The sequence below is a fragment of the Methanocalculus taiwanensis genome, assembly GCF_024372745.1.
GTDB classification, from domain to species: domain Archaea; phylum Halobacteriota; class Methanomicrobia; order Methanomicrobiales; family Methanocorpusculaceae; genus Methanocalculus; species Methanocalculus taiwanensis.
This window is the reverse complement of the sequence record NZ_VOTZ01000007.1, coordinates 69,474-92,975: the sequence shown is the minus strand read 5'-3', so window position 1 is coordinate 92,975 and position 23,502 is coordinate 69,474. Positions and strand designations below refer to the sequence as shown.

Below are 23,502 nucleotides of genomic sequence, written 5' to 3'. Positions count from 1 at the left end.
CTGTTTCACCCTTTGTGCCACCTCAGACCCTATATAAAGGGAAGTGGCGGTTTTTGGCAAAAAGGGGGATCAATTTGGATCGGCGCACCTATATAAAGGGGGGATCAAAAGGAATCGGCGAAAACAAAGGAATATGGGATTCAGTGATTGCCCGGTTCTCCTTTGTGTACTGTAAAGCATCCTTTTTTAAAAAATCGTCCAGATCCTGATTGCTACATTGAAATGTCTGGATTTTTGATGTTTCATCAAAAAGATGAAACTCCATATCCTGATAAAGATGAGGCATCTTTCACAGCCCTTTCAAAGCCGTATGGTTTCAGATTCCTTTTTCGAGAGTAAAATGGCTTCCTGGAGCAGCTCACGCCCTTCTCTCGTATCATATGGTTTTGTATTATATCTGTGGAAGGTGAGAGCGTCCTCTCCTGTTAATTCAAGACCTAATTCAATCTCCTTTGCCATGAGAAGCCTCCATTCTATAACACAATCATAACACCATAACCACATCTCATTTGTAAAGAAGTGGCAGGTTGGGATTGTTCATCTGGTTGTATTATTCTCATGAGCAACTATAAAGATATCCTCCATGCTCCGGGTGTGAGCAGTCTCAAATAGCGTTTTTAATTTCCCGCATGCAGGGATCAGGATGAGACGGAAAGAGGGTTTATATAGTGCGGTTCAAATTTGGCACCACCTACAATTGCCAGTGGAACTGGATGAGCAGGGGTTCATCCGGGAGGCGCTCATCCGGGAGCAGCTTATCCTGCACAGGCAACCCTCCCCGGCCTTCTCGCTATCTCACAATCTTTGTGATTGGGATCTCAAGGATATCCTCGGCCCCGGATGACTTCAGCTGTGGTATCAGGGTATTGACCTGGTTTTTGAAGACGACCGTCTCCAGGCTGAAGTAATCAATCCCATGCAGCCTTGAGACGGTTGGTTTCTTTAATGCGGGCAGGGTTGAGACGACAGCCTCGAGTGCCGCAGAGGGGACATTCATCGACAGGAGGACCTTGTTCCTGGCATCGATTACACCCATGAGGAGGGTTATGATCTCTTCAATCTCCCTTCTTTTAACCGGATCCTCAAAACTCTGCTTGTTTGCGATGATGACTGTGTACGATTCAAGGATCTGCCCGATGATCTTCAGCCCGTTTTTCCTGAGTGTGTTCCCGGTTTCGGTCAGGTCAACGACCACATCCATCAGATCAGGAACCTTTGCCTCACTGGCACCATAGGATGCGAAGAGGCGGATCGGTATGCCGAGGTCATCAAAGAACTTCCGGGTCATCACAGGGTACTCGGTCGTCACACGGCTATCCGGCCGGATCTCGGTAACTGAGGAGATCGGCTCATCCTGGTGGACTGCAATCACGATCTTCACATTCCCTTTCCCGGTCTTGCTGTAGTTCAGTTCCGCTACCTCGACAACATCGGATCCCGACTCCTGCACCCAGTCAAGGCCGGATATCCCGATATCAAAATATCCCATCTCTATGTATGTCGGAATCTCCTGCGGCCGTAATATCTTGACCTTTCCAATCCGCTCATCTCTGATCTGAGGATTATAGTCGCGATCTGTTCTCCTGACCTCAAGATCTGCCTCTTTAAAAAGCTGAAGTGTCTGCTCCTCAAGACTTCCTTTGGGGAGGGCAATGTTGATCATACTAGGTATTGGAGCATGCAGATTAAATCCATATGGTTCAATCGTTCGTCCATAGTTTCCCCCTAATAATCCATACTTCATCCATCGTCCCTCCATAGTTCATTTATAGTAAGTCCATCGTTCACCGATAGTTCATCTCAGGGGTGTAATGGGCGGAAAGGGGCGTAATGGGTGAAAAGGGGTGTAAAGAGTGGAAGGGAGTCTAAAGAGGGTAAAGGAGTCTAAAGAGGGTAAAGGAGTCTAAAGGGTGGAACGGAGTCTAAAGAGTGGAAATAAGAGTAAATAGCTATAAAAACTCACCGGATAAATGGTATTTGGAGAATCCTTCATTTCAATGGGGAGATTAACGAGGAGCAGATACATAAATGATTGAGATAAAGTTTGATGAGCAGGGATTAGTCCCGGTTATTGCACAGGATGTCGAGACAAAAGACATACTGATGCTCGCCTATGCCAACCGGGAAGCAGTTGACCTCACCTCTTCTACAGGATATGCCCATTACTATAGCAGATCCAGGCAGAAGCTCTGGAAGAAGGGCGAGGAGTCAGGGAATCTTCAGCAGGTCCACAGCATCCTGGTAGACTGCGATGAAGACACCCTCGTCTACATGGTCAACCAGACCACGGCTGCCTGCCACACCGGACACCGGTCATGTTTTTACCGCACACTCGACGGCACGATCACCAGCGAGCGCCTCTTTGACCCCGAAAAGGTATATGGCAAAAAGTGAGCGGGGGAGATACCAGAGGGGAGAGAGGAAGAGATAGGACAGAGAATCCACTTCACCCCCTCAGTATCCAGGTATCCAGTAATCCAATTTCCATTACTTTCGCATCCTACCCGCCAGTTTTATAAGCGCTAAAATGTGAATCTTTCCTTATACTATGATAACCAAAAAGAAGCGGGCTCTCTTATATCTGCTTGATAAAAAACAAAGCCTTACAAAATTACAATTGGTCAAATTACTATTCCTGGCATCACAGGACAATCCCCTTTATGATTTTGTTCCATACAGGTATGGCCCGTTTTCATTCCAGATGTATACTGATATAAGCCATCTGGAGAGGGACGGGTACCTGCTTGAAACAGATACCATGGTTACGTCACTCAATCAGGAGTTTCCCTTACCGGATCGTTCGATCCAGAGGTCAATCGATCAGGTAGTACGTCAGTTTGGGGATAAAGCCGAGAGGGAACTCATTGACCATATTTATTCACACTATCCGGAAACCACCATATTTTCTGAGATTGAGAAGCGGAAAACATACGAGAGGAATGAGACCGGTGTTGTCACAATCGGGTATGAGGGGAAAAGTATTGATCGTTTCCTCTCGATGCTCATCGATTCCAAAGTTGGAAAAGTAATTGACGTGCGAAGGAATGCGTTCAGTATGAAATATGGTTTCTCAAAGAACCAGATCTCCAGTTATCTGAAACATATGGGAATCACCTATCTCCATATGCCTGAACTTGGCATCCAGAGCACCAGGCGGCAGAACCTCACAGATCAAGGATATGCAAAACTCTTCCATGAATATCACCAGGAGTTAGGTGAAAAAGCGGCCTATCTCAATACCATCAAAACCATTGCAGAGGATGAGAAAGTGGCACTTCTCTGCTTTGAGGCAAAGGCGTCCGATTGTCATCGGGGAGTCATTGCAGAACGATTCCGGGAGGAGGGAATGGAGGTTGTTGACCTGTGACCTGGAAACTGTCACAGCCAGTTGTCAATGGCGGTGTAATAATGCTCACCTGTGGCGGTCCAAAAGTGCTCACCGATAAGCAGCACAAACACCAGTCCAATAAATAAAACAGGATGACTATCTCAATGGCGGTGTACAAATGCCCGCCTCTGGCCATCAGGGAGAGGGTTTCCCACCGAGGACATTCATCTCCCAGAGTTCACTCAGTGAATAGTCGGGGAGCCATGGCTCAAGCTCATCTGTATCAAGGCGTCTCGCTGTTGTCTCTCCATGGAACCGATCAAGCACAACAACATCCTCAGGTTCAAAGAGATCCAGAAAAGTTGCCGATTGGGTGGCTGCGATCACCTGTGTCCGGTGTGATGCGCTCCCGATCAATGCTGCCAGCACCTGGAGTGCGGATGGGTTGAGGCCCAGCTCCGGCTCATCAATGAGGATCAGATCGGGCGGGTTTGGCTGGAGGAGGAGGGTTGCAAGGCAGATGAACCTAAGGATGCTATCTGAGAGCTGATGTGCCAGAAAAGGGTAATCCGAGTCCCTCTCTCTCCATTCAAGCCGTATCAACGTGGTGTTCTCTACCATCGGCCTGAGGTTAAAGTCATCGAAGCGAGGGAAGATCAGCCGCACCATATCCCGGATATGATTATACTGCTCCTCATGGACCTTTTTTAGATAGTAGAGGAAGGGAGCCAGATTTGAGCCATCTGCCCTGAGGTACATGTTGTCGTTTATCTGCTCGATAGCCTTTATCGGGGAGTCGGCGCCCGTATCATTGAAATGATAAGCACGCCAGCTCTTCATGCCAAAAAGCAGTTGACGCGACACCTTCCGACCTGGTTCCAGGTTCGGCTCCTGCCCCGGTTCCAGCTCCAGCTCCGGCTGCGGCTCCGGGGGCGTGTGCGGGTGCGGCTCCTTTGCATAGGTGATGAGTTTCGTCTCCCGGTGCCCTGATTCGAGAAAGTCAGTGTAGGTTCTCTCAGTATAGGGTCTCTCAGTATAGGGTCTTTCAGCATCCGGTCGAACATCTGGTCGATCACCCAGACCATGACCCAGGAACCCGGCACGTTCCTCCCGAAAGATGATACCGTCATCCTCTGCCATCTCCCATGAACAGGCATATCCAATCTCCCCGAATGCAAGTTCAATATCAATATGCCGGGTTCTCGTTGGCCCATAATGCAGGAGTGATCGGAGGCCACCAGCCTTTCCAACAGCATACCGGAGCCTCCCCTCAGCCATCTGGTTCAGGAGCGAGAAGAGCGAGATGATATTTGATTTTCCAGCTCCATTTGCCCCTATCAGGATATTTTGGTTTTTGAGCGGAACATCAAGATCTCTGATTGACTTGTACCCTGAAATCCGTATTCTATCCAGTTTTGGCATCTCTCATCTCCTTTTCCCCTCTCCTTTCCATCACTACTTGACTACAGCTTCACCACAGCTTCACCACTACTTGATCACTACTTGATCACTACTTAACCAATAATTAACCACAGCTTCACTCATTTTTCTTTTCTTCCTGTAAGATATATCAATGGCAGTGCAGAAATGCTCACTTGGGGCGGTTAAAAGTGCTCAGCGGTGAGTAGACCGATGACTACCCCAATGACAACCTGTGATAAGCAGCTGAAGACATTTGCCAGTGACCAATACGCATTAGTCAGAATTGCGATCCGGCAGGCGATGGGCGGACAAGCGAGATCACCCTCCGGTACCGGTCAAGCGATGTCAAGAAGATGCTTGAGAGGAGGTGAGGATCAGATTAGAAATAGGGGGAAGAGGAAGAAAAGGAAGTCATCAACCCCCCTCACCATTTATTTACTCTCAAGCATATCCAGAACTTCTTTGATGGAATCCACGAGAGACCTGATAACCTCGTCTTCATGAGCATAGAGGGGAGCAAATAATGGAATGCAAAGGATGCCGCCTTCGTTTTTATCCAGAAACATCTTCTTTGGCCTGTTGTATTCCAACTCCCGTAAAGCTTCATGAGCTTCTTGGGCATACTTCCAGTTGCCATTTCCCATATTTCGCCGCATTGTAAACCAGAATGGAGTATCGGTGTAAATGGCGGGATCAAAGTGCACAATTATGGCGGAATAAAAATGCTCATTTCAACAACATAAAACCTCTGTTATACAAACCTTTCAGACATGGGGGATCAGACCCTGTCGCCTCCGCTCTTTCAGTCGGTAACTATCGCCCTTGATATTCAATGTCGTGCAGTGATGGAGGATTCGATCCAGTACTGCAGCAGCAATCACATGATCCCCGAATATCTCGCCCCATTCACCGAATGACTTGTTCGAGGTAAAGATCGTCGAGGATTTCTCATATCGCCGGGATATCAGCTGGAAGAAACAGTGGGCGCCTTCACTCGTGAATGGAAGATATCCCATCTCATCGATAATGAGGAGATGAAACTTCGTTAGCGCCTTGATCTTCTCTTCCAGTTTATTCTCCCGGTTTGCTTTCATCAGCCGTTCAATGAGCTGTGATGCATTCGCATAATATACCCGGAAACCCTGTTTTACCGCTTCATAGCCCAATGCGACCGCGAGATGTGTCTTTCCAACGCCGGGGGGTCCGAGGAAGACAACATTCTCCGCATTGTGGATGAATCGGAGAGAGGCAAGATCCTTGATGATCAACGGATCAAGAGACGGTTGAAACGCCACATCAAAATCATCGAGCCGCTTCTCAACCGGGAAACTTGCCATCCTCATTCTGATCGAAAGGGCGTGATCCTGTTTGCTTTTTACTTCCTGTTCAAGGAGGTAGTCAAGGATCTCCAGCGTGGATTTACCCTCTTTTGCCGCATGTTCAAGGCTGTTGTCAAGCATCTCCTTGATCGTTGTCAGTTTGAGCGTCTCCAGGTTGTAATGGACACGTTCATACACAAGACCGCTCATGATCTTACCTCCCCTGCACAAGCATCGTAGGTCGATAGTGGCCGCTCTTCGACATCGGGATATACAATCTCGAAAGGCGGTTGTGAATGCCGGGCATCCTGGGCAAACTGTGTTTTTCGGGAGTTATTCGCCATTACCTCTTTCTGCAGGCCGGTGAAATGTTCTTTTACTCTCACCTTCTTTGTGGAAGAGGGAGCCACCTGGTGAGTGCAGATCACCTCAGATCCAATTTTGACGGTTATTGTTGTACCTTCAAGCTCGAGAAGTGCTGTCTGGCCCGCATACTGGTATGGGACAGAGTACAGGGTTCCGTTATACGAGAAGTAGGCATCTCTGAGGATCTTCCGTGTTTCCTCACGGCGAATGATATACGGCTTGATCAGACCCAGAGGGGTAAGCGTCTCTTCTTTCAACCGGTCATAGGGGATCTCATGGGTGGCGCCATGGATCTCACTGTTGACCCGGTTACACCATCGGAGGAGCTTCTGGTCCATGTCTTGGAATGAGGTGAACCTGGTGCCAAGGAGAAAGTCTTTCTTCATGAATTTGATGGAATTCTCGACTTTTCCTTTGGTCTGAGGGTTATAGGGTTTACAGACACGGGGGATAAAACCCTGATGGGTGAAGAAATCCTCAAATTTTGTGTTCCAGGTATGATCCCTGGCCCGGATGGCTCGTTTGATGATGACCGTCTTGATGTTGTCGTAGAGGATTTCTTCAGGAATCCCTCCGAAGTAGTCGAATGCGTTCTTATGGCACTGGATCAGTGTGTACACATCTGTTGAAAGAGTAAACTCCATGTAGCGCATTCGTGAGTACCCGAGGACGGCACTGAAGGCGTAGATCTTTCTCTTTCTGCCATCGATCTCCTGGCTCCCGCATTCGCCCCAGTCCACCTGCATTTGTTTGCCCGGCGCTGTTTCGAAACGGAGGATGGCTGGCGTTATATACAGAGGACGGATAGTTCTGATGTAGTCTTTGAGGATGGTGTATCCGCCAGTATATCCCCTCTCTCGAATCTCGCGATAGATTCTCTTTGCGGTGAGGGGATATGCGGTGATTCGCTCTGTGATATAGTCTTTAAACGGATCAAGCTTACTGGGTTTTCCAGTTCGACTTTGTTTCTTTGGCAATTCATCAGCTGCAAGATATTTTCGCACGGTTCGACGATTGAACCCGGTTATGCGAGATATATCGCTCTGGTTGTATCCCTTGTTGTGGAGATCTCGGATCATGAAAAATCCCTCGGTTGCGATCACCATTGCTGCTCCCCTCTGTTTCTACAGAGAGGTTAGCAGGTGAGCACTTTTAGACCGCCACTTTTGTGTATTTCTACACCGCCATTGACATGGGGATATGGAGGAGCCAAAAGAAGGGGTAAGAGGGGTGATCCCGGGGAAGAGGGGGTATTAAGTTGAGAAGGAGGCATAGATTTCAAGGATTCTTGCTATCAAGTCTTAAAATTTCTTGTAAATCCATAATATGTCTATTTGAAAACTTAATTGTCTCCTCTCCTCCACATAATGTAATTTTGAAATCCCTTTTTTTCGAATCATCAATATCTTCAATTTTATACTCTAAGATGAATTCTACGATATCTCCATCATATTTTACTGATCCATGTAACATTTTCGCGCAACAATTTGGACAAAGACAGAGGACATTTCCCTCTCGATCAAGCCATGCACCTTTTATGTATGGAATCAGATACAATCCTTCAAAATATGGGTCTCCATCTTTTTTATTGAATGATGAAGAACATACTTGGCATTTTCCTCCATACTCATGTAATAGAAAAGCCCGAGTTTCAGGGTTTTTACCATCCCATTTCTTCCGTAGTGAATAAGATATACGATCAGAAGATTTGGGCTCGCTCTTTTGTGTTTCTTGTATTTCTTCAGCTATTATTTCCCTTCTTCTATCAGGATCAGAGATTGGATTATCTTCATGATGGAGATCCTTTTGTTCCTTAATTCCGGGTCTATCGAAGAATTTTCTTAATTCATCTTGTGGGTGAACTTCATCCTGAACCGTTTCGGTGATTTGTTGAGCTTTGTTCTTTTCTTCTTCCTGGATCTTCTGTGCTTTGAGAATGACATCCATTGATAGTTGGGAAACAATCTTCCATTTTTCTAGTAATTCAGCTCCAGGTTCCAAATTCTCAAGTAAATTATCAATTACGTTTTGATAAAACTTACTTGAAGATTGAAATTTTAACTTCTTGTGTAATATATTGTATTCTTGTTCCCAATCCTTGGATAATTTCTCAAATTCTTCATGAAATTCAGTTACTTCTGATGGACGCTCGAAACCAGATGATTTATTGGGAATCCATGCGTGGCTAGTCACAAGCTTAAAAATTGTTGAGTTTTTTTCTTCAGAACCTACAACAGCACCGGTATAATTCATGTCATTAGCGTAATTCAATGTTCCAGACAACTTAATTTGATATTTAGGATCTGTTTGAGACTGCAATAATAATTTATATAAGTAGAGTGATTTATCTAAAGTCATAGAATTATTTTTAAGGAAGTACTCCAATCCATCCATTACGTAGTCATGTGTGAAACCTTTTTTATATCTATGATAATTTTTGAAAGGTTCCGTGAATATTTTTGGTCTATCAGAAATTCCTAAAAAGTCAATAAGTATCGAAAAGTCCGTTATATTTTGATATCTTGGATCCAGAAACCAAATATCTGGATTTCCTTCAAAAAAAAGTTCTAAATCTTTGCTGCCAGAATAATGATGTGATTGATAAATAGTATTTGGATTTTTCAATTCTGTTTGTCCCTCACAATTATTAGTGTAGAGAAATGGCGTATTTAACATACGTTCTTTTAATTTCTCAATCCTCTCTCCATAATTAATATCATTCTGATTGTTTATGAGAAATCCAATGATTTTTACAAGCCACCATTCGTATTCCTTATCAGAAATAACAGATGTATTTTCATGAAATCCTTTTAAAAAAACCTGTTTTATTGCTGCAAATTCATCTGGTTGAGCTAGTCCCAGATCTTTTAAAAAAGACCGAACATTATCATCCGAGATAATCGTTTCTTTGACAATTGGGAAACATTTATTAATTTGATTATTTTTATCATTCTCTATAGGAAGAAATACTTGTGGCTCTCCTTTCAAATCAAATGGAGCCATGTGATCGACAATTATGTCCTCACATTCTTTCTTGGGCTTAATAATCCGAATAAAAGGCATTTGTTTAATTTTTTTTACTATGCTGGGCTGACCGAATAAAAAAATATATAATTTTGTAACCCACTCATCACTTTGTTTTTCAATGAATTGTTTTGAAATTTTTTCAATGAATTTCTCAGGTCGAATAATATCAATATTTAGATATTTCTCTGTTGTAAAGAAATGCCAAATCTTCTCATTTTTTTCATTAATTGCTGTATTCAGCCATTGGCAATCCTTTTTTCCTAACAATTCATCTAATTGTTTACTACCAAATAAATTTACAAAATCCATACTTCCCCGAGCAATAATGGCGTTATACTTATTGGTATAATGGCCTAGGTGTGTAGGCAGGAATTGTTCCTCACCACTCATTTTTTCGAAAATGACATCAAAAAATGGTTTATACCGACCCATTAAATTTTGACTATAGGACAAATGAGATGGAAGTGGCAGAGCATTTAAAAAGTCGATAGATAGATATCCAATATCTCGAATTGTCGGAAGACTATCTCCCAACAATATTGCGAGTTCACGAATGAAGTATTCGTTATCAGGATCGTTTTCTAGCAAACCCTCTCGACTGTTATTCAAATTAAACGGAGCCTGAATAATAAAATGAAGATCTGACTTTTCACGGGTCTCAAAATAACAAAAAGGAGAATATTCTTTGGATGAATCTATTTTTTTATTATCTGTAGAACATAATTTAAATGCAATGTTAATCTGATGTTTTTTTTGTTGATTGATTCGGGAAGGAATTTCTTTATCGAAAACTAAAAACTTTTCAACATAGGCTTTATCCCCTTCTTTGTATATAGAAGATACAATTCTTGCTTCTCCCTTTATTTTTTCTGTTGTGTAGTAATTCCATTGAATATCTTCATTCTTCCACTCGATTCGTTTTAAGTTTTTCAAGAAAAGGAGAGGATGATTGAGGTTTTTCAATCTTGTTGTTATTTCTTTATAGGCATCTTCAGGGTTTTTTTGTTTTAAATTGAATGAGAAATAAAATAACGTCTCCTTTTCATTACTTCTCCTCTCTTCATGATCCGATTTCAACAGAATCGGGACAATGAATCGCTCAATTTTAAAAAAAAATGGCGGATCAAATATTTCTGGGGTTTCAGTATACTGAAATACGGCTTTAAAGCCAATACCGAATTTACCAATTGTATCTTCAGTTTTGCCGGTCTGAGCGACAGATGTTATTGCATTGATATGCCCTAAAATTCCATTTTGTTTGTCATTTTTTTCATTATCAACATCAGAGAGAGAGAAATGGATGTTTCCATTATGGGCAAAGAGCAGACCATCTTTGGAGAGAATTAAACGCACTTTTGTTGCTTTCGCATCATCGGCATTTTGAAGAAGCTCATATACAAAGTGTGCCTGTTCAGAATATTTCTCAACGACGGTATTCATCACTCCTTCCATCGAAGGTTTTTCGAAGGTCTTTGCACTATCTTTCCGATCTTCGTATAGTTTTTGAAATAGAATTTGCTGCTGTTCGTTCATCTGCGTTTCTTTTCCTTTTTGATTCATTTGATCACCAGGACCCCGTGAGCAATCCGTTGACTGAGTATGTCAGCCACTTTCTTCAGCTCCAATTGCTCCGTTTTTCTCTTTAACTCCCGTTCCAACCGTTCTAGCATTGATTTTTTCATTCTTCGAATTTTTTCGTTTGCGATTCTTGAAAGATCATCTTGAGTTGACAGAATTCTCCGCTCATAATAGGATGTTAGTTTACTCAGTCTTTGTTCGATTAATTGATTGTTTCTTACCCGTATTTTCTCGAGTTCTTCGATCCTGTAATCGTGAGCTATCTCTTCCAAGGTGTTCAATCCTTGCTGTATCATTTCTTCTGTTAAGTGGTTTGAACCAGAACTCTGCGCACCATATTTTATAAGGTGGAATAATTGTTTAGAGAGGGTTGACTCAACAGTATTATTTCTTAAATCCCTTACCAACGGAAGAAGAAGGAGTTCTGATCTCTCAGCAACAGTTTCCCACAAATAAATAGCAAATTGATATGTTCCTGACGAGTACAGAGTGTCTTGTACTTCTATTGAAGTTACCAATTCCGTTCTATCAGTTGTCCAATAATATGTGGCCATTTTTGTCAATGGATGTATTGGGGTTATAAATGGAATCGCTCGATTCTCTAAAGCTTTCTCTTGATTAAAAGTAACGGAAAGACTGGTTTCAGAACTATCTAACCACCGTTTAAATTCTATATATTGCTTACCATTTTGCTTAATTTTTTGAATATCTTCTAACAAGAATCCTTTGTCTTCTTTACTCAAACGGATTTTTACGATTGAGTGCATGTTTCCTTCAACATTAATTTTTGCATTCGCACATCTCATCTCTAAATACAGTTCAATTAAAGAGAAGAGATCTTCAGGAGTAACAAATTTATTTTCCGATTCGATCTGTTGAATCTCATTTTGTAAGAGAAGATCAACACTCATTATCTCTTTACCTTCTTCCTCCATCCTTCTTTGTTCTTCTAATTCCCGTAATGCATTATCAGCCAACTGTGATACCTTAGATTCCAGTTGTTCGGGTGTCAATGATGGATTAAATGCCGCCTGGGTCAACTCCTCAGTTAATGTACCAAGACTTTCTTCTAGATCACCTAATGTATCGGCAAATATTCCAAGTCTTTCAAAACAACGGTAAAAAATTCTCTCAGCAATAGTTCCATATGTAACAAAATTGTAGATTAATACCTTCTCACTCATCTGACCAAAACGGTCGATTCTACCAATTCTCTGTTCGATACGCATTGGATTCCATGGGATATCATAGTTCACCAGGCGATCACAAAACTCATAATCTAAACCTTCACATCCAACTTCAGATGACAAAAGAACATCGATAGCCTCAGGATCTGTTTTCTCTAATCTAAATCGATTTCGGATATATTCCCTCTCTTCATCTAGAACACTTCCGTTAATAACTTCCACCCGGATTGAGTACTCATCAAGATGTTTTTTAAGATAATCTAAGGTATGGAGGAAATAAGAGAATATGAGTATTTTCCCGGGACCATCGTTATTGATTGTATTTTGAACAATCTCAACTAACTTTTTTAATTTGGGATCTTCTTCCGGCAACTCAACTGCAATATCGAGAATTTCTTGTGCTTTTTGACGAATGACTTGTGGTAACTCTATATTATCAAAATCATTTGAGTCGGTGATCGAAGATTCGTACAAACTTCCAGATTGTACAAAGTCTTTTAACAAAGGAATAAGCCCATATAAACAGCTTTCTGCTTGACGTTCCAAGATATCTGTTATTAATCTAATAACAACTGGATCGTAATATTGTGACAAGTATTCTCTACGAAAATCAATGAGTTTATCATAGAAATCCTGTTGTTTGCGATCAAAATGAATCATGATCGTGTGCGGCTCTCGTATGGTAAATTTTCCAATGTCACGCCGTCTTGTTCGATTAATGATAGATGCAAATGGGTGTATTTCCTCTAAATCACGAAGACATTGAATTCGTTCCGTATCTGTAAGAGTGTTATTTTGCTGGAATCTTTTGAGCCAAAAGACAAAACGAGGGTCTTTAATTAATCCTTTTAGTCCCCAATCTGTTTTTATGGCTTCAGTTAGTTGTAAACCAGCATCTTCTTGCCATGATAGATCGGGACGTTTTGTTCGAATATGTCGGACAGCAGCATTTAGATATGTATTAGGTTCAATCATCTCCTGAAATAATCTCCTGTCGATGAATGTCTCTGGATATAAGAGATTTAGAAGTGAAAACAAATTATCCGATGAAGTCTGAATGGGAGTAGCAGATAAAAAAATAATTGCCTCAGCATTTGAACAAAGTAAACGTGCAACCGAATGAGTATTTGTATCAGGGGTTCTCAAATGGTGAGCTTCATCAACAATGAGAAGATCAAATTGTGGTGGGGGTTCAAGATCCCGCAATCCAATTATTGGCCGTTTTCCCTCAATCCCATTTAAATATTCATCTCTTCTTAATAATTCGAGATGTATAATCGATTTTGAAAATTTAGTTGGCCATATTCCATCACGATGTGTTTCTTTCAAGCAATGTTTCAATAAAGAACTGTCTAGTATATGAAAATCTTCATCAAATCTTTTCATCTCTTCATGCCACTTTGTAACAAGAGACTTAGGACATACAATTAGTACATTGGAAATATTCTGGCGACTTTCCAGTTCTCTAAGAATCAAACCTGCTTCTATAGTTTTTCCGACACCCACTTCGTCAGCAATTAAAATACGTGGTTGTTCTGCACGTACCAGTTTCAACATCGGTTTAAACTGAAATGGTATGAACTGAATCCTGGCGGCATGCAACGCATATATTGAATCAGATATCGGGTTTTTTAACCTGAATGCATTTAGGCGAGCAAAAAATTCTTTGGGTGTAAGATATCCATTCTCTATTGGTTGTATGTTTTCTTGTTTTACTAGAGATATCTGGTCTTCAAAATACTGTCGAATATCTTGAGATGAGTGATATACTTCATAGCGGTATTTATCTCGGACATTTGGCAATTTTTTAATTATTGAACCCGATCTGGAGGGATCTGCTATTAAATAAACAATATCCCCCAGTTCAAACTGTTTCTTTGATGTCATGCAATTAGTGCAATATGCAATCTGAGTTTTACTTAATGATTCTGATCGTTCACCTCCCCAACCCCATCACCACCGCCCCCGGCACCGCTTCCGTCAGATCCCGCACCGTCTCCGGGTGGCAGGTGAAGTAGAGCACCTGGCAGGTTTCAGCGAGGTCTGCAATCGCATCACAGGCATTCTTCCTCCGGGCGGGGTCGAAGTTCACCAGGATGTCATCGAAGATGATCGGGACCGGCACCGAGGAGGTGGCATAATCGCGGATATAGCCGAACCGGAGGGCAAGATAGAGCTGTTCGGCGGTGCCCCGGGAGAGTTGCGGGAGCGTCTTGCGGGTGCCGTTTGCCTCCTCGACATAGATCTCGCCGCCGTCAAGCGGCGTGATGATACGGGTGTAGCGGCCGCCGGTGAACCGCGAGAAGAAGGATTGTGCTTCCCGGACGATCTGCGGCTGGCGTTCCCGCTCGAAGGTGGAGACGGCCTGGTTGAGGAGATGGGATGCTACCGTGTAGACCGCCCATTGCCGGGATACAGATTGCAGTTCCTCGACAAGTGCCGCCTGCTGTGAGAGGAGGAGGGGGAGGTTATGATCTTCTTCGATCTGTTTCTTCGCTGCATTCAGCTGGCCAATCTCCTGGTTGATCGAACCAATACTCTCCTCAATATGCTTCACTATCTCCTGCTTCTCTTCACGCTGCACCTCCATTGAGAGGGGATCGTACTTCTCCAGAGCGATCATAAACCCGTCATACCGCTCATCACCGCTGATCCGGCGTATCGTCGACTCTGCATTCTGAATAATCTCAAGGAGCCTCTCCCTCTCAACTGATTGTGCCACATGGGTGCGGTATTCGTCTGCGGTCTCTGCACCACCTTCGCTGAGGAATGTATTCAGCTTCTCGTCTGCCTCCGCAAGCCGCCCCGTCTCCTTCTCCAGCTTGGTTCTCTGCATCTCAAGCGTCGCTTTCAGGGATGCACGGGTGCGGTCCAGCGCCTCCTCCTCATCAAGCATCCGGGCCAGGTCCTCGGCAACGAAATCATGAGGTCCGTTCATCTCCTCCCCGCAGGCAGCAACGACCGCAGAAACCTTCTCCTGGAACCGTTCGATATTTGCGGCAACTCCCTCTTCTTCAGCGATATACCCCCTTATTCGAGCATATGCATGGGCTGCGGCCTCAATTTCATTGAAGAGATCCGGCATCCGGTCAGGGTTCATATCAGGGGAGAGATCGCGTGCAATGCACCATGCCTGCCATATTTTCAGGGCTGCTGATCGCTCCTTATGTGCATATGCGAGCTGCTTCTGAGCCTTCTTCAGTACGTCATCAGCAGCTTGCAGATGGGAAATGGCCTCCTCAATATCGAGATCAATCGCCGCTGCCTTCTCTGCCTTTCTGAGGAGATCTTCTGAAGCATGTAGACATTCCTCAGCAGCTGTCCGGGTGATCGTTCCTTTCAAACCGAGTGCATCTACCAGCTGCTGCACCTTCTGCCGGATCTGATCCCGTTCCGCTTCGGCATCCTGCCGCTGCTCAGCCAGTCTTTTGATCTCTGCCCGGTAGGATCCAGCCTCTGTAAAGGTATTCTTCTCCTCATCCCCCTTCCGCATCGAGAGGAGGAGACCAGCAGCTGCAATGATCAGGATCAGCCCGATGATACCTCCGAGGAGAAGTGCATCCATGAGCACCCCGCCTGCAATGGAGAGCACTGCTGCAAGCAGCACCAGTATACCCGGCCAGGAGGGAGTTCCGGGCTCCTCAGGCCGTGAAAACGCGCTAAGAATCTCGTCTCTTCGTGCCTCCTCCTGCTGGATTGCCTGGATTCTTTGTTCATGACCAAAGAGCTCCTGAATACTTCTATTGAGTTCACGAGCATTGGAAAGCCGTCTTCCTGCCGTATCCATGTCCGGTACATCACCGATCTCTGTACGGCGTTTCTGCAGGGAACGAACCGACCCTTCCTTCTCTGTTACTGCCTGTTCTGCAACGGAAACCTCTGACTGTGCCTTATCAGATGCACGTTCAGATGATCTCAGCCGCTCCCTGATCGTGTCTGCTTCATCCCGGACAGGAACAGATGTATCAAACAGGGAGATCCGTTCTTCATCCCATCCTTCTCCAAGGTACCTGAGCTTTTCATTGAGCCTCTGCTCTTCCTGCGTTCTTTTATTGGCAATGTCTCCACTGGCTGCGACCTGTGAGCGATACCATTCGATATTCCGCTCTATCTCGTGGATCGCATCCTTCTCAGCGAGGATCTCATCCCTGACCTCGCAACTCCTGTACTGCTGATCAGTCGTCCCAATCGACTCCCGAAGATCCCGGCACACTTCAGCGAGCCTTGAAATCTCCTCCTGCATCCGGCTGAGCTGGGAGAGGGCATCGCCTGGAAACGACCCGGTCTCCGGTATGTCACGAATCTGGTCAAGAGCATCCTTCCTCTCGCTGAAAGGCTCCCACCCTTGTGAAAGAGCCTTATAATACTCGATCTCTCCTGAAAAACCCTGCTTCCTCTCCTGTTCCTCCAGACAAACCCCCGTTAACCGTGCCAGCTCATCGGCGATCCGATCGTAATCAGATTGTTGTTTTTTTGCAACCCGTATATCCTGATCGAGCTTTTTGATCCCGGACATGAGCTCATTGAGCCGCTTTGTTCTCCCCTTGACAGCATAGATTTTATCAGCCGATTCATCCAGGAACGATGCGACCTTTCTCATCGGCAGGTTTCCTGCACCGGCAGCTGCCAGCCGGTCGCGTATCTCATCCTGGTCAAGCGTCGAGAACTGCTGGAGCTCATCGAGCCCGATTGCACAGACATTCTCATAGAAGACCTGGTTCCCCGGTCCAAGCAGGGAAGGAAGGGTTGATCCTGAGAGGGCAGTGCCATCTGCCAGCGTAACAGATGGCTCACCCCGGACTCCGGAACGGGAGAGATGATATGCTCTGCCATCATCACTAAGGATCTCCAGTCTTCCGCCGATTGTCCCGCCATTGACGGGTTGGTAATGGTTGATCTTCTGCTTCTTTCCTCCCGGAAACCCATATAGCATCCGGCGTATGAATGAGAGGAGCGTGGTCTTGCCTGCTTCATTCTCTCCGATGACTGCGGTCAGCCCATCCCCAAACTCCTCCGGAGGTTTCCACTTGTTGAAGACCCCAAATCCATCAATGAAGAGCGACGAGATCTTCATGCACTCCCTCCTTCCATAAGCTTTGATAAGAGGAGAGATTCAGCTTCGGACATGATCGCCTTGATCTCATCCTCTTCAGGAAGATTGAGATGGGATTTGGCCTCGGAACGGAGATAGAGAGGGCTGATTATATCGTTTAGGACCTCCCGCATCTGCCCTTCTGTTCTGGCCCTATCACCGATCCGGCAGATCTCACCGAGGATATCCTCACGGGATTGTACCTCCCCCCGATCGATCCGGGGGAGTGTCTGACAGATGATCCTCTCTGCAAAAGCCGGATGCCTGCCTGAGGGTGGATCATCATTCAGCTGTTCCATGATGGCAGTAACCCCGTCCCCCGCCGCAAGGGCACTATGGAGAGTGGTTGCACCGGTCAGTACTATCCGGCTAATGACCGGGGTGCCCGTTTCCCCAACAGCCGAGAGAAGTTCACCCCGGATCTGCTCTTCAAGCATCCCGATATCATCTGTACCGGAGATGTCAACGGCCATCTCTTTCCATTGGAACTGGGCTGTTGGAAGGAATTGCATGGCCGTTTCACCATCTGCTGCCACAGTCACCAGCAGGCAACCCCGCTCACCGGTCTCACTACTATCACGCCCCTGGGGATTGCCGGGATAGATGAACGGGCAGTCTGATGAGGAGATCTCTGTTGGTTTATGGATATGGCCAAGTGCCCAGTAATCATAGCCGCAGCGGGTTAAGTCCTCTGCTGCACAGGGGGCATAGGGTTCATGGCCCATGCTGCTGCCGACACTGCAATGGAGAAGGCCGATTGTGTATGGCCAGTCAGCCTCACGATCGGGGAACTTCCGGGCGAGGTTCTCTTTCACATGGGCGGTTGGAAAACTCATTCCGACAATGGCGGCAAGCGGCACTCCCGATCCATCCCGGTGGATCACGTGTTCTGGTGCTGTATGTGAAAAGACAACTGCGTTCTCAGGCAGGGCAATGGATCGTGACCAGGAATTGTAGGGATCATGGTTCCCGTGGACAATATATGCGGGGATGCCATTCTGTCCAAGCCTGACAAGTCCCTCCCTGAACTGAAGCTGTGCCCGGATATTATTGTCTGTGCTGTCATAGGTATCGCCAGCGATGAGGAGGAAATCTACCTTCTCCTGAATACAGAGGTCAACGATTTTTTTCCAGGACTGGTAGGTTGCAAGAGCCAGATCGCGTCGGGTATCGTCATTCATCCCTGTGACACCCATTACCCTGCTTCCAAGGTGGAGATCGGCGGTATGGATAAAACGGAGCGGGCGAGGTGTTCCTTCGGGTGATGGGGGCATACTATCCATTCAGGAGGGAATGGCGATAAGATTTGTGGTTTTATTGTGAAAGAGTATGTCGGTGTGGCAGGTGACAGGATGGGCGGTAATGTAACATAGTGTTACATGACACTCCCGGTAAAGGTGTTTATTCCATGAGCGATCAGATCAGTACGATGACCTGCCCCTTCTGCACCCCCGGCCCCTCCTCCATCCTCCTCGCAAACGATCTCGCCTACGCCCGATGCGACCTCTACCCGGTCAGCCCCGGCCATCTCCTCCTCATCCCCTTCCGGCACGTGGCCTCATTCTTCGAGGCAACCGAGGATGAGCAGGCCGCCCTCCTCTCCCTCGTCCATGATGCCCGTCGGCTGCTCGACGAGCTCTATGCCCCCGACGGCTACAATATCGGGGTGAATGTCGGGGCGGCGGCCGGGCAGAGCGTGATGCATCTCCATCTGCATGTGATCCCCCGGTATCAGGGGGATATGGAGGAGCCGAAGGGCGGGGTACGGGGGGTTATTCCGGGGAAGAGGGGGTACTGAGAGGAAAATATAACAGGTTTTGTTGGGCTAAAAATCCCTCTGATATCCGACTATTGCTATTGTGTAACCATATTAATGGAGACTTCTCATCCTGATCCTGTCATATTCCAGAACAGAAAAATAACCTTCCCAGTCATCACGTGAGCAGATGATATTCGTGATATACTCTGCCATATCACCTGGTGTCATCTGGTGAAGGCGTAACAAAATAATTCCAACCGAAGGATAAGCCGTATCCTTAACTGCAAGTTCTCCAAAATCGTGATCAAATGTTAGAATGACACGGTTATCCCGATATGCAAGCTGCATAACCTCAATGTCAGAGACACCTGGCGCATCCTTACGTATCCATCGGATATCATACCCTCTTTGCTCGATCATTCTTATGACCGAAAAGGGTACATTTTCATCGGCCAGAATTTTCATCCAGTGATCTTTCCTCTGGGATCTGTGCAGTAAACCCGTTCTGAGCGGACGATTTCCTGTGCATATCTGATGCATGCAAGGACATCTTCACGAGATAATCCAGGATATTCTTCTACTATTTGAGAGTCATCCCACCCCGAAGCAAGAAGGTCAAGAACCAGATCCACCGAGATCCGTGTCCCCCGAATAATTGGTTTGCCTGCAAGAACTGAAGCATCAAGGATGATCCTTGAATCCTTTTCCATAGTATATCATAGGTGTTAGCGAGAGTATATGTATTTTGCTTCCCGGAATCTCTCAGTCTACCCTTTTTCAATTGGGTTATGTCTCTGTTCCAATGATGGGATCAAAATACATGCCAATGGTGTAAACATGCCCACACACCCCCGGCCCCTCCGTCATCGTCCTCGCAAACGATCTCGCCTACGCCCGCTATGACCTCTATCCGGTGAGCCCCGGCCACCTGCTCGCAATCCCCTTCCGGCACGTGGCCTCGTTCTTTGAGGCAACCGAAGCTGAGCAGGCCGCCCTTCTGTCTCTCGTGCATGATGCCCGTCGGCTGCTCGACGAGCGGTATGCCCCCGACGGCTACAATATCGGCGTGAACATCGGGGCGGCGGCCGGGCAGAGCGTGATGCACCTCCATCTGCATGTGATTCCGAGGTATGTTGGGGATATGGATGATCCGAAGGGCGGGGTCCGGGGGGTTATTCCGGGGAAGAGGGGGTATTAGAGAAAAGTGGATCACTTTTTGAGGGTCGGAAAAATCCTTCATAAACCCTATGAAGACAGTGGATTCAAGGAGGTTTGAAGGATTTCGACGGTTGGAATGCGTTTATAGTATATTTAATTATTAATCATCATCCATCTTCTTCTCAGATTCTATCACATAATTGTAGAGACTTTCTCGAATCCAAAAGTGACCCTCATTCCTTAACCGAGCCATCTCATCTTCTAGTGAGGAGATATGACCATCTCTTTTTGCCCGTAGCAACAATCCAATCACTCCAGTGACGTTCAGATTATATGATCCTGCTATACGTCGTGCTTCACTCTCGTCAAGAAGAAGTATATCATGCTCAATTTCTAGGGCCAAAACGATGCTTTCCGCTTCACCTCGATGAAGATCATTCTCAAGAAGATGGAGAAGATCTGTATTTTTAGGTTGAATCACCGATAAACAACCCTCTTTACGCAAGAGGAGGATTTCTGCAACACCCGGTCGATCATCTCCATCTTCTACAACCTCATGCCAGACGGCAGGAGGAATAATAACTGAAGAAAACCTTCGAAGAAGATCTATCCGCCCAATCAATGAAAGATGGATAAGAGGTGATGAATTACTAATCGCTCGAACCATAGGCGATATCCATCTGGAGATCTTCGTCCGTATAATGACGCGGAACCTTCCGTACTCCGAGAAGCTCCTCCCATTGCCAGCGCTTCAGACCGGCAAGTGCGGCAGCCTTTCCTGAAGAGAGCACACCTCTCATATAGAGAGCAATAGCAAGTTCCTGATGGAGGGCAGACTCTACGCTATCTGGGGGAAGGCGAAGTGCAGATACAATCTCCTGTGGGATAGTGATCGTTATATCGGACATACCTCTTACTCGTTGATAAGAATTGGATAGAAACCGTATAATACTAACTGATCCCACGTTCTGCAAGTAAATGGATACAATACATTAAGGGATCTCGCCTACGCCCGGTATGACCTCTATCCGGTCAGCCCCGGCCACCAGCTCGCAATCCCCTTCCGGCACGTGGCCTCGTTCTTCGAGGCAACCGAAGCTGAGCAGGCCGCCCTTCTGTCTCTCGTCCACGATGCCCGTCGGCTGCTTGATGAGCGGTATGCCCCCGACGGCTACAATATCGGCGTGAACATCGGGGCGGCGGCCGGGCAGAGCGTCATGCACCTGCACCTGCATGTTATTCCGCGGTACGCCGGGGATATGGATGATCCGAAGGGCGGGGTCCGGGGGGTTATTCCGGAGAAGAGGGGGTATTGAGAGGAGAGGAGAGGAGGGATGAAAGAAAATGCTGACATTTGTCGTTATTTACAAGCGATAAAGACATTCCTTTTATTACCCAGTAACCTCACCGATACGGACTCTACTGATGATCAGATCATTCTCACCAGGAAGATCAGATCCATCCTCTCGTAATCCCTCAAGATGTAGTTCGATTGCTTCACGAATATTCTCCATTGCCTCTTCAAACGTTTCCCCCTGTGAGAAGCACCCAGGTAGCGTTGGGACTTCTACCCAGAATCCCCCCTCCTCAGCGCTGTGAATAATAACGGTAAACTCCATTGTAAACACCCATTATAATAATTCCTTAAACTCTTCTTCTGTGAGGCCTGCTTTTCTTAAAGATGCTTTCAACAGCCCGATCTTGATCTCTTTTGACCATGAGATGGTTATTAACTGACCATTTGGCATTTTGATGTTGACATGATCACCTCTACCCTGCCGCATCACACCTCCTGCTCGTATAAACGCCTGTATTGCATCAGATCCATGAATTCCTCGTAAGTCACCCACATTAATCCTATTCTATTAATCTACCCGATAAAGATAAAATTATGTATCCTTTCTACCCAGGGTACGATATGGATTAACCTCCGGTACATACGCTCATTCCTTTTTGACCAGAGCATATAAAGAAAGGCTCATTCGTTTTTGATCACCCCTGACCAACCTCCTCCTCGCGAACTCATCTCACCTTTCGCCCGGTATGATCTCTAGCCGGTGAGCACTATGCCCCCGACGGCTACAATATCGGGGTGAACATCGGGGCGGCGGCCGGGCAGAGCGTGATGCACCTGCATCTGCATGTTATTCCGAGGTATGTTGGGGATATGGAGGAGCCGAAGGGCGGGGTGAGAGGGGTGATCCTGGGAAAGAGGGGGTATTAAAGAAAAGGGGAGAGAGGAAGGGAGGGAGATGCGGTTGAATTCGACATCCATAGTCATTTGATAATGTTCACTGATTCATACCATGACCAGAAACAGATTCTGAGAGAAGAACGACATTTACATCCGGCAAATTTCGTAATCTTCTATCATTTGTGAGAAATGAATTGCATTGATGTATTCTGGCTGTTGCTAGGTGTATGGCATCAGGAAGATGTAGGGTCTCTATTCTGGAACGGAGCCTTGCTGCCTCAATAAGTATAGAACGATCAATAGGGATGATAGAAAGTGTAGATGAAGGTGATAGTGTCTCCAGATAGAGTTTTTCAAGTGATGAATTTCCGTCCATCATAGGTTTGATGAGAGCTTCTGCGAGTGTTAGTTCACTGGTTGCTGCTGTGAGATCTCCCTCATCAATGGCAGAGAAGAGATCAGTTAGCAAAGAAACATACTCTGGATATCCTTCAAGTGCATAAATAACGATGTTGGTATCGAGATATATCAGATCTCCTTCAATCTCATCGATTATTCCCATGATTCACGCTCTTTTCTTATAAAGGCGTCAACCTCCTCTGCACTTCCAAAACACCCTTGTCCTTTACCAATAATGCTTGTGAGTGATCGTTTCTTTTTCTTTTCTGATGGCTCAAGCACTATCACTTCGGCTATAGTTCCGGGTTTAAATTCAGGAACATAAATCTGAATGAGTCCATCAGATTGGATTTTCACCTGTTTTCGTATGGCCTGTATCATGAGCACATCCCCGTTGTGAATATCTCTCTTTACATATTATAAGATACCTCCCTGCTATTGCTTTCGCTCCTGTAATTTTGATCCACCTGGTACATCGAAATGTAATCCACCCCCTCTCTCCATCGCAAGCGATGCCTGTCGACGGCCGGGCAGAGCGTTATGCACCTGCATCTGCATGTTATTCCGAGGTATGTAGGGGATATGGATGATCCGAAGGGCGGGGTGAGAGGGGTGATCCCGGGGAAGAGGGGGTATTGAGGGGAGAGGAGAGAGGGAGGTTCAGATTGAAACT

The 23,502-nt window shown here is 45.8% G+C and carries 25 protein-coding genes; 7 read left to right on the top strand and 18 right to left on the bottom strand.

The features are described 5' to 3' along the window. Nucleotides 1-300: 300 nt before the first annotated feature. Nucleotides 301-459 (bottom strand): hypothetical protein, encoded by a 159-nt coding sequence (locus tag FTO68_RS04780; protein WP_255332234.1) that lies wholly within the window; start codon nt 457-459, stop codon nt 301-303. A 331-nt stretch (nt 460-790) separates the two neighbouring features. After that, nucleotides 791-1,663, bottom strand: coding sequence for an ATP phosphoribosyltransferase (hisG, locus tag FTO68_RS04775; protein ID WP_255332233.1), 873 nt, complete (start codon nt 1,661-1,663; stop codon nt 791-793). Nucleotides 1,664-2,031: 368 nt separating this feature from the next. Between hisG and hisI the strand changes: the two genes are divergently transcribed. Both hisI and FTO68_RS04765 read left to right on the top strand, forming a co-directional pair. Beyond that, complete coding sequence (hisI, locus tag FTO68_RS04770; RefSeq protein WP_255332241.1) at nt 2,032-2,394, top strand: phosphoribosyl-AMP cyclohydrolase; 363 nt, start codon at nt 2,032-2,034, stop codon at nt 2,392-2,394. A 307-nt stretch (nt 2,395-2,701) separates the two neighbouring features. Continuing rightward, complete coding sequence (locus FTO68_RS04765; RefSeq protein WP_255332232.1) at nt 2,702-3,367, top strand: DUF488 domain-containing protein; 666 nt, start codon at nt 2,702-2,704, stop codon at nt 3,365-3,367. A gap of 156 nt (nt 3,368-3,523) precedes the next feature. Here FTO68_RS04765 and FTO68_RS04760 read toward each other — a convergent pair whose 3' ends face one another. The 8 genes from FTO68_RS04760 to FTO68_RS04725 form a co-directional block, all read right to left on the bottom strand. Continuing rightward, nucleotides 3,524-4,750 (bottom strand): AAA family ATPase, encoded by a 1,227-nt coding sequence (locus FTO68_RS04760; RefSeq protein ID WP_255332231.1) that lies wholly within the window; start codon nt 4,748-4,750, stop codon nt 3,524-3,526. Nucleotides 4,751-5,181: 431 nt separating this feature from the next. Continuing rightward, complete coding sequence (locus FTO68_RS04755) at nt 5,182-5,394, bottom strand: hypothetical protein (protein WP_255332230.1); 213 nt, start codon at nt 5,392-5,394, stop codon at nt 5,182-5,184. A gap of 120 nt (nt 5,395-5,514) precedes the next feature. Continuing rightward, entirely contained in the window at nt 5,515-6,279 is a 765-nt protein-coding gene (gene istB, locus FTO68_RS04750) for an IS21-like element helper ATPase IstB (protein WP_255332229.1), read from the bottom strand. Beyond that, nucleotides 6,276-7,538 carry an IS21 family transposase gene (istA, locus tag FTO68_RS04745; RefSeq protein WP_438362298.1) on the bottom strand — a complete coding sequence of 421 codons (1,263 nt, stop codon included), beginning with the start codon at nt 7,536-7,538 and terminating at the stop codon, nt 6,276-6,278. Before istA ends, istB begins: the two co-directional genes overlap by 4 nt. A gap of 175 nt (nt 7,539-7,713) precedes the next feature. After that, nucleotides 7,714-11,022 (bottom strand): sacsin N-terminal ATP-binding-like domain-containing protein, encoded by a 3,309-nt coding sequence (locus tag FTO68_RS04740; protein WP_255332227.1) that lies wholly within the window; start codon nt 11,020-11,022, stop codon nt 7,714-7,716. Then, on the bottom strand, nt 11,019-14,114 hold the full coding sequence (locus FTO68_RS04735) for a DEAD/DEAH box helicase (RefSeq protein WP_255332226.1): 3,096 nt from the start codon (nt 14,112-14,114) through the stop codon (nt 11,019-11,021). Before FTO68_RS04735 ends, FTO68_RS04740 begins: the two co-directional genes overlap by 4 nt. A gap of 49 nt (nt 14,115-14,163) precedes the next feature. Continuing rightward, nucleotides 14,164-17,301 (bottom strand): AAA family ATPase, encoded by a 3,138-nt coding sequence (locus FTO68_RS04730; RefSeq protein ID WP_255332225.1) that lies wholly within the window; start codon nt 17,299-17,301, stop codon nt 14,164-14,166. Further along, nucleotides 17,298-18,593: a metallophosphoesterase family protein gene (locus tag FTO68_RS04725; RefSeq protein WP_255332224.1), complete on the bottom strand. Its 1,296-nt coding sequence runs from the start codon at nt 18,591-18,593 to the stop codon at nt 17,298-17,300. Before FTO68_RS04725 ends, FTO68_RS04730 begins: the two co-directional genes overlap by 4 nt. 134 nt (nt 18,594-18,727) lie before the next feature. Between FTO68_RS04725 and FTO68_RS04720 the strand changes: the two genes are divergently transcribed. Further along, complete coding sequence (locus FTO68_RS04720) at nt 18,728-19,117, top strand: HIT family protein (protein ID WP_255332223.1); 390 nt, start codon at nt 18,728-18,730, stop codon at nt 19,115-19,117. Nucleotides 19,118-19,189: 72 nt separating this feature from the next. Here the strand turns inward: FTO68_RS04720 and FTO68_RS04715 are convergent, their stop codons facing one another. Both FTO68_RS04715 and FTO68_RS04710 read right to left on the bottom strand, forming a co-directional pair. Then, nucleotides 19,190-19,498, bottom strand: coding sequence for a DUF5615 family PIN-like protein (locus FTO68_RS04715; RefSeq protein ID WP_255332222.1), 309 nt, complete (start codon nt 19,496-19,498; stop codon nt 19,190-19,192). Between the two features lie 41 nt (nt 19,499-19,539). Next, entirely contained in the window at nt 19,540-19,788 is a 249-nt protein-coding gene (locus FTO68_RS04710; RefSeq protein WP_255332221.1) for a DUF433 domain-containing protein, read from the bottom strand. A gap of 155 nt (nt 19,789-19,943) precedes the next feature. Here FTO68_RS04710 and FTO68_RS04705 point away from each other — a divergent pair, with 155 nt between their 5' ends. Further along, nucleotides 19,944-20,276: an HIT family protein gene (locus FTO68_RS04705; RefSeq protein ID WP_255332240.1), complete on the top strand. Its 333-nt coding sequence runs from the start codon at nt 19,944-19,946 to the stop codon at nt 20,274-20,276. A gap of 120 nt (nt 20,277-20,396) precedes the next feature. On the opposite strand, the gene FTO68_RS04700 is transcribed toward FTO68_RS04705, so the two are convergent. Together FTO68_RS04700 and FTO68_RS04695 are read right to left on the bottom strand one after the other, a co-directional pair. After that, a complete protein-coding gene (locus FTO68_RS04700; protein WP_255332220.1) occupies nt 20,397-20,903 on the bottom strand; it encodes a PIN domain-containing protein in 507 nt (168 codons plus the stop codon). Next, complete coding sequence (locus FTO68_RS04695) at nt 20,887-21,144, bottom strand: UPF0175 family protein (protein WP_255332219.1); 258 nt, start codon at nt 21,142-21,144, stop codon at nt 20,887-20,889. The genes FTO68_RS04700 and FTO68_RS04695 overlap by 17 nt, the downstream gene beginning before the upstream one ends. Nucleotides 21,145-21,204: 60 nt before the next feature. Between FTO68_RS04695 and FTO68_RS04690 the strand changes: the two genes are divergently transcribed. Further along, the gene (locus tag FTO68_RS04690; protein ID WP_255332239.1) at nt 21,205-21,552 is read left to right on the top strand and encodes an HIT family protein; all 348 of its coding nucleotides are present in this window, start codon (nt 21,205-21,207) and stop codon (nt 21,550-21,552) included. A 75-nt stretch (nt 21,553-21,627) separates the two neighbouring features. Here the strand turns inward: FTO68_RS04690 and FTO68_RS04685 are convergent, their stop codons facing one another. Further along, a complete protein-coding gene (locus FTO68_RS04685) occupies nt 21,628-21,855 on the bottom strand; it encodes a type II toxin-antitoxin system HicB family antitoxin (RefSeq protein WP_255332218.1) in 228 nt (75 codons plus the stop codon). A gap of 12 nt (nt 21,856-21,867) precedes the next feature. Continuing rightward, complete coding sequence (locus FTO68_RS11945; RefSeq protein WP_368659875.1) at nt 21,868-22,086, bottom strand: type II toxin-antitoxin system HicA family toxin; 219 nt, start codon at nt 22,084-22,086, stop codon at nt 21,868-21,870. A gap of 248 nt (nt 22,087-22,334) precedes the next feature. Here FTO68_RS11945 and FTO68_RS04680 point away from each other — a divergent pair, with 248 nt between their 5' ends. Beyond that, nucleotides 22,335-22,460, top strand: a complete 126-nt coding sequence (locus FTO68_RS04680) for an HIT family protein (RefSeq protein ID WP_368659876.1) — start codon at nt 22,335-22,337, stop codon at nt 22,458-22,460. A 67-nt stretch (nt 22,461-22,527) separates the two neighbouring features. Here FTO68_RS04680 and FTO68_RS04675 read toward each other — a convergent pair whose 3' ends face one another. Next, the gene (locus FTO68_RS04675) at nt 22,528-22,992 is read right to left on the bottom strand and encodes a type II toxin-antitoxin system VapC family toxin (protein ID WP_255332217.1); all 465 of its coding nucleotides are present in this window, start codon (nt 22,990-22,992) and stop codon (nt 22,528-22,530) included. Further along, nucleotides 22,983-23,210, bottom strand: coding sequence for a hypothetical protein (locus FTO68_RS04670; RefSeq protein ID WP_255332216.1), 228 nt, complete (start codon nt 23,208-23,210; stop codon nt 22,983-22,985). The genes FTO68_RS04675 and FTO68_RS04670 overlap by 10 nt, the downstream gene beginning before the upstream one ends. Nucleotides 23,211-23,345: 135 nt before the next feature. On the opposite strand from FTO68_RS04670, the gene FTO68_RS04665 reads away from it, so the two are divergent. Then, entirely contained in the window at nt 23,346-23,468 is a 123-nt protein-coding gene (locus tag FTO68_RS04665; RefSeq protein WP_438362297.1) for an HIT family protein, read from the top strand. Nucleotides 23,469-23,502: the final 34 nt, after the last annotated feature.

Bases quoted from the DNA above. Each gene is read 5' to 3' on its own strand.
- FTO68_RS04730 (WP_255332225.1), bottom strand. From the start codon at position 17,301: ATGAAGATCTCGTCGCTCTTCATTGATGGATTTGGGGTCTTCAACAAG.
- FTO68_RS04710 (WP_255332221.1), bottom strand. From the start codon at position 19,788: ATGGAAAAGGATTCAAGGATCATCCTTGATGCTTCAGTTCTTGCAGGC.
- FTO68_RS04780 (WP_255332234.1), bottom strand. From the start codon at position 459: ATGGCAAAGGAGATTGAATTAGGTCTTGAATTAACAGGAGAGGACGCT.
- hisG (WP_255332233.1), bottom strand. From the start codon at position 1,663: ATGATCAACATTGCCCTCCCCAAAGGAAGTCTTGAGGAGCAGACACTT.
- FTO68_RS04760 (WP_255332231.1), bottom strand. From the start codon at position 4,750: ATGCCAAAACTGGATAGAATACGGATTTCAGGGTACAAGTCAATCAGA.
- FTO68_RS04715 (WP_255332222.1), bottom strand. From the start codon at position 19,498: ATGATCGAGCAAAGAGGGTATGATATCCGATGGATACGTAAGGATGCG.
- FTO68_RS04740 (WP_255332227.1), bottom strand. From the start codon at position 11,022: ATGAATCAAAAAGGAAAAGAAACGCAGATGAACGAACAGCAGCAAATT.
- FTO68_RS04675 (WP_255332217.1), bottom strand. From the start codon at position 22,992: ATGGGAATAATCGATGAGATTGAAGGAGATCTGATATATCTCGATACC.
- FTO68_RS04720 (WP_255332223.1), top strand. From the start codon at position 18,728: ATGAGCGATCAGATCAGTACGATGACCTGCCCCTTCTGCACCCCCGGC.
- istB (WP_255332229.1), bottom strand. From the start codon at position 6,279: ATGAGCGGTCTTGTGTATGAACGTGTCCATTACAACCTGGAGACGCTC.
- FTO68_RS04735 (WP_255332226.1), bottom strand. From the start codon at position 14,114: ATGACATCAAAGAAACAGTTTGAACTGGGGGATATTGTTTATTTAATA.
- FTO68_RS04685 (WP_255332218.1), bottom strand. From the start codon at position 21,855: ATGGAGTTTACCGTTATTATTCACAGCGCTGAGGAGGGGGGATTCTGG.
- FTO68_RS04695 (WP_255332219.1), bottom strand. From the start codon at position 21,144: ATGTCCGATATAACGATCACTATCCCACAGGAGATTGTATCTGCACTT.
- FTO68_RS04700 (WP_255332220.1), bottom strand. From the start codon at position 20,903: ATGGTTCGAGCGATTAGTAATTCATCACCTCTTATCCATCTTTCATTG.
- FTO68_RS04725 (WP_255332224.1), bottom strand. From the start codon at position 18,593: ATGCCCCCATCACCCGAAGGAACACCTCGCCCGCTCCGTTTTATCCAT.
- FTO68_RS04755 (WP_255332230.1), bottom strand. From the start codon at position 5,394: ATGGGAAATGGCAACTGGAAGTATGCCCAAGAAGCTCATGAAGCTTTA.
- FTO68_RS04670 (WP_255332216.1), bottom strand. From the start codon at position 23,210: ATGATACAGGCCATACGAAAACAGGTGAAAATCCAATCTGATGGACTC.
- FTO68_RS04765 (WP_255332232.1), top strand. From the start codon at position 2,702: ATGTATACTGATATAAGCCATCTGGAGAGGGACGGGTACCTGCTTGAA.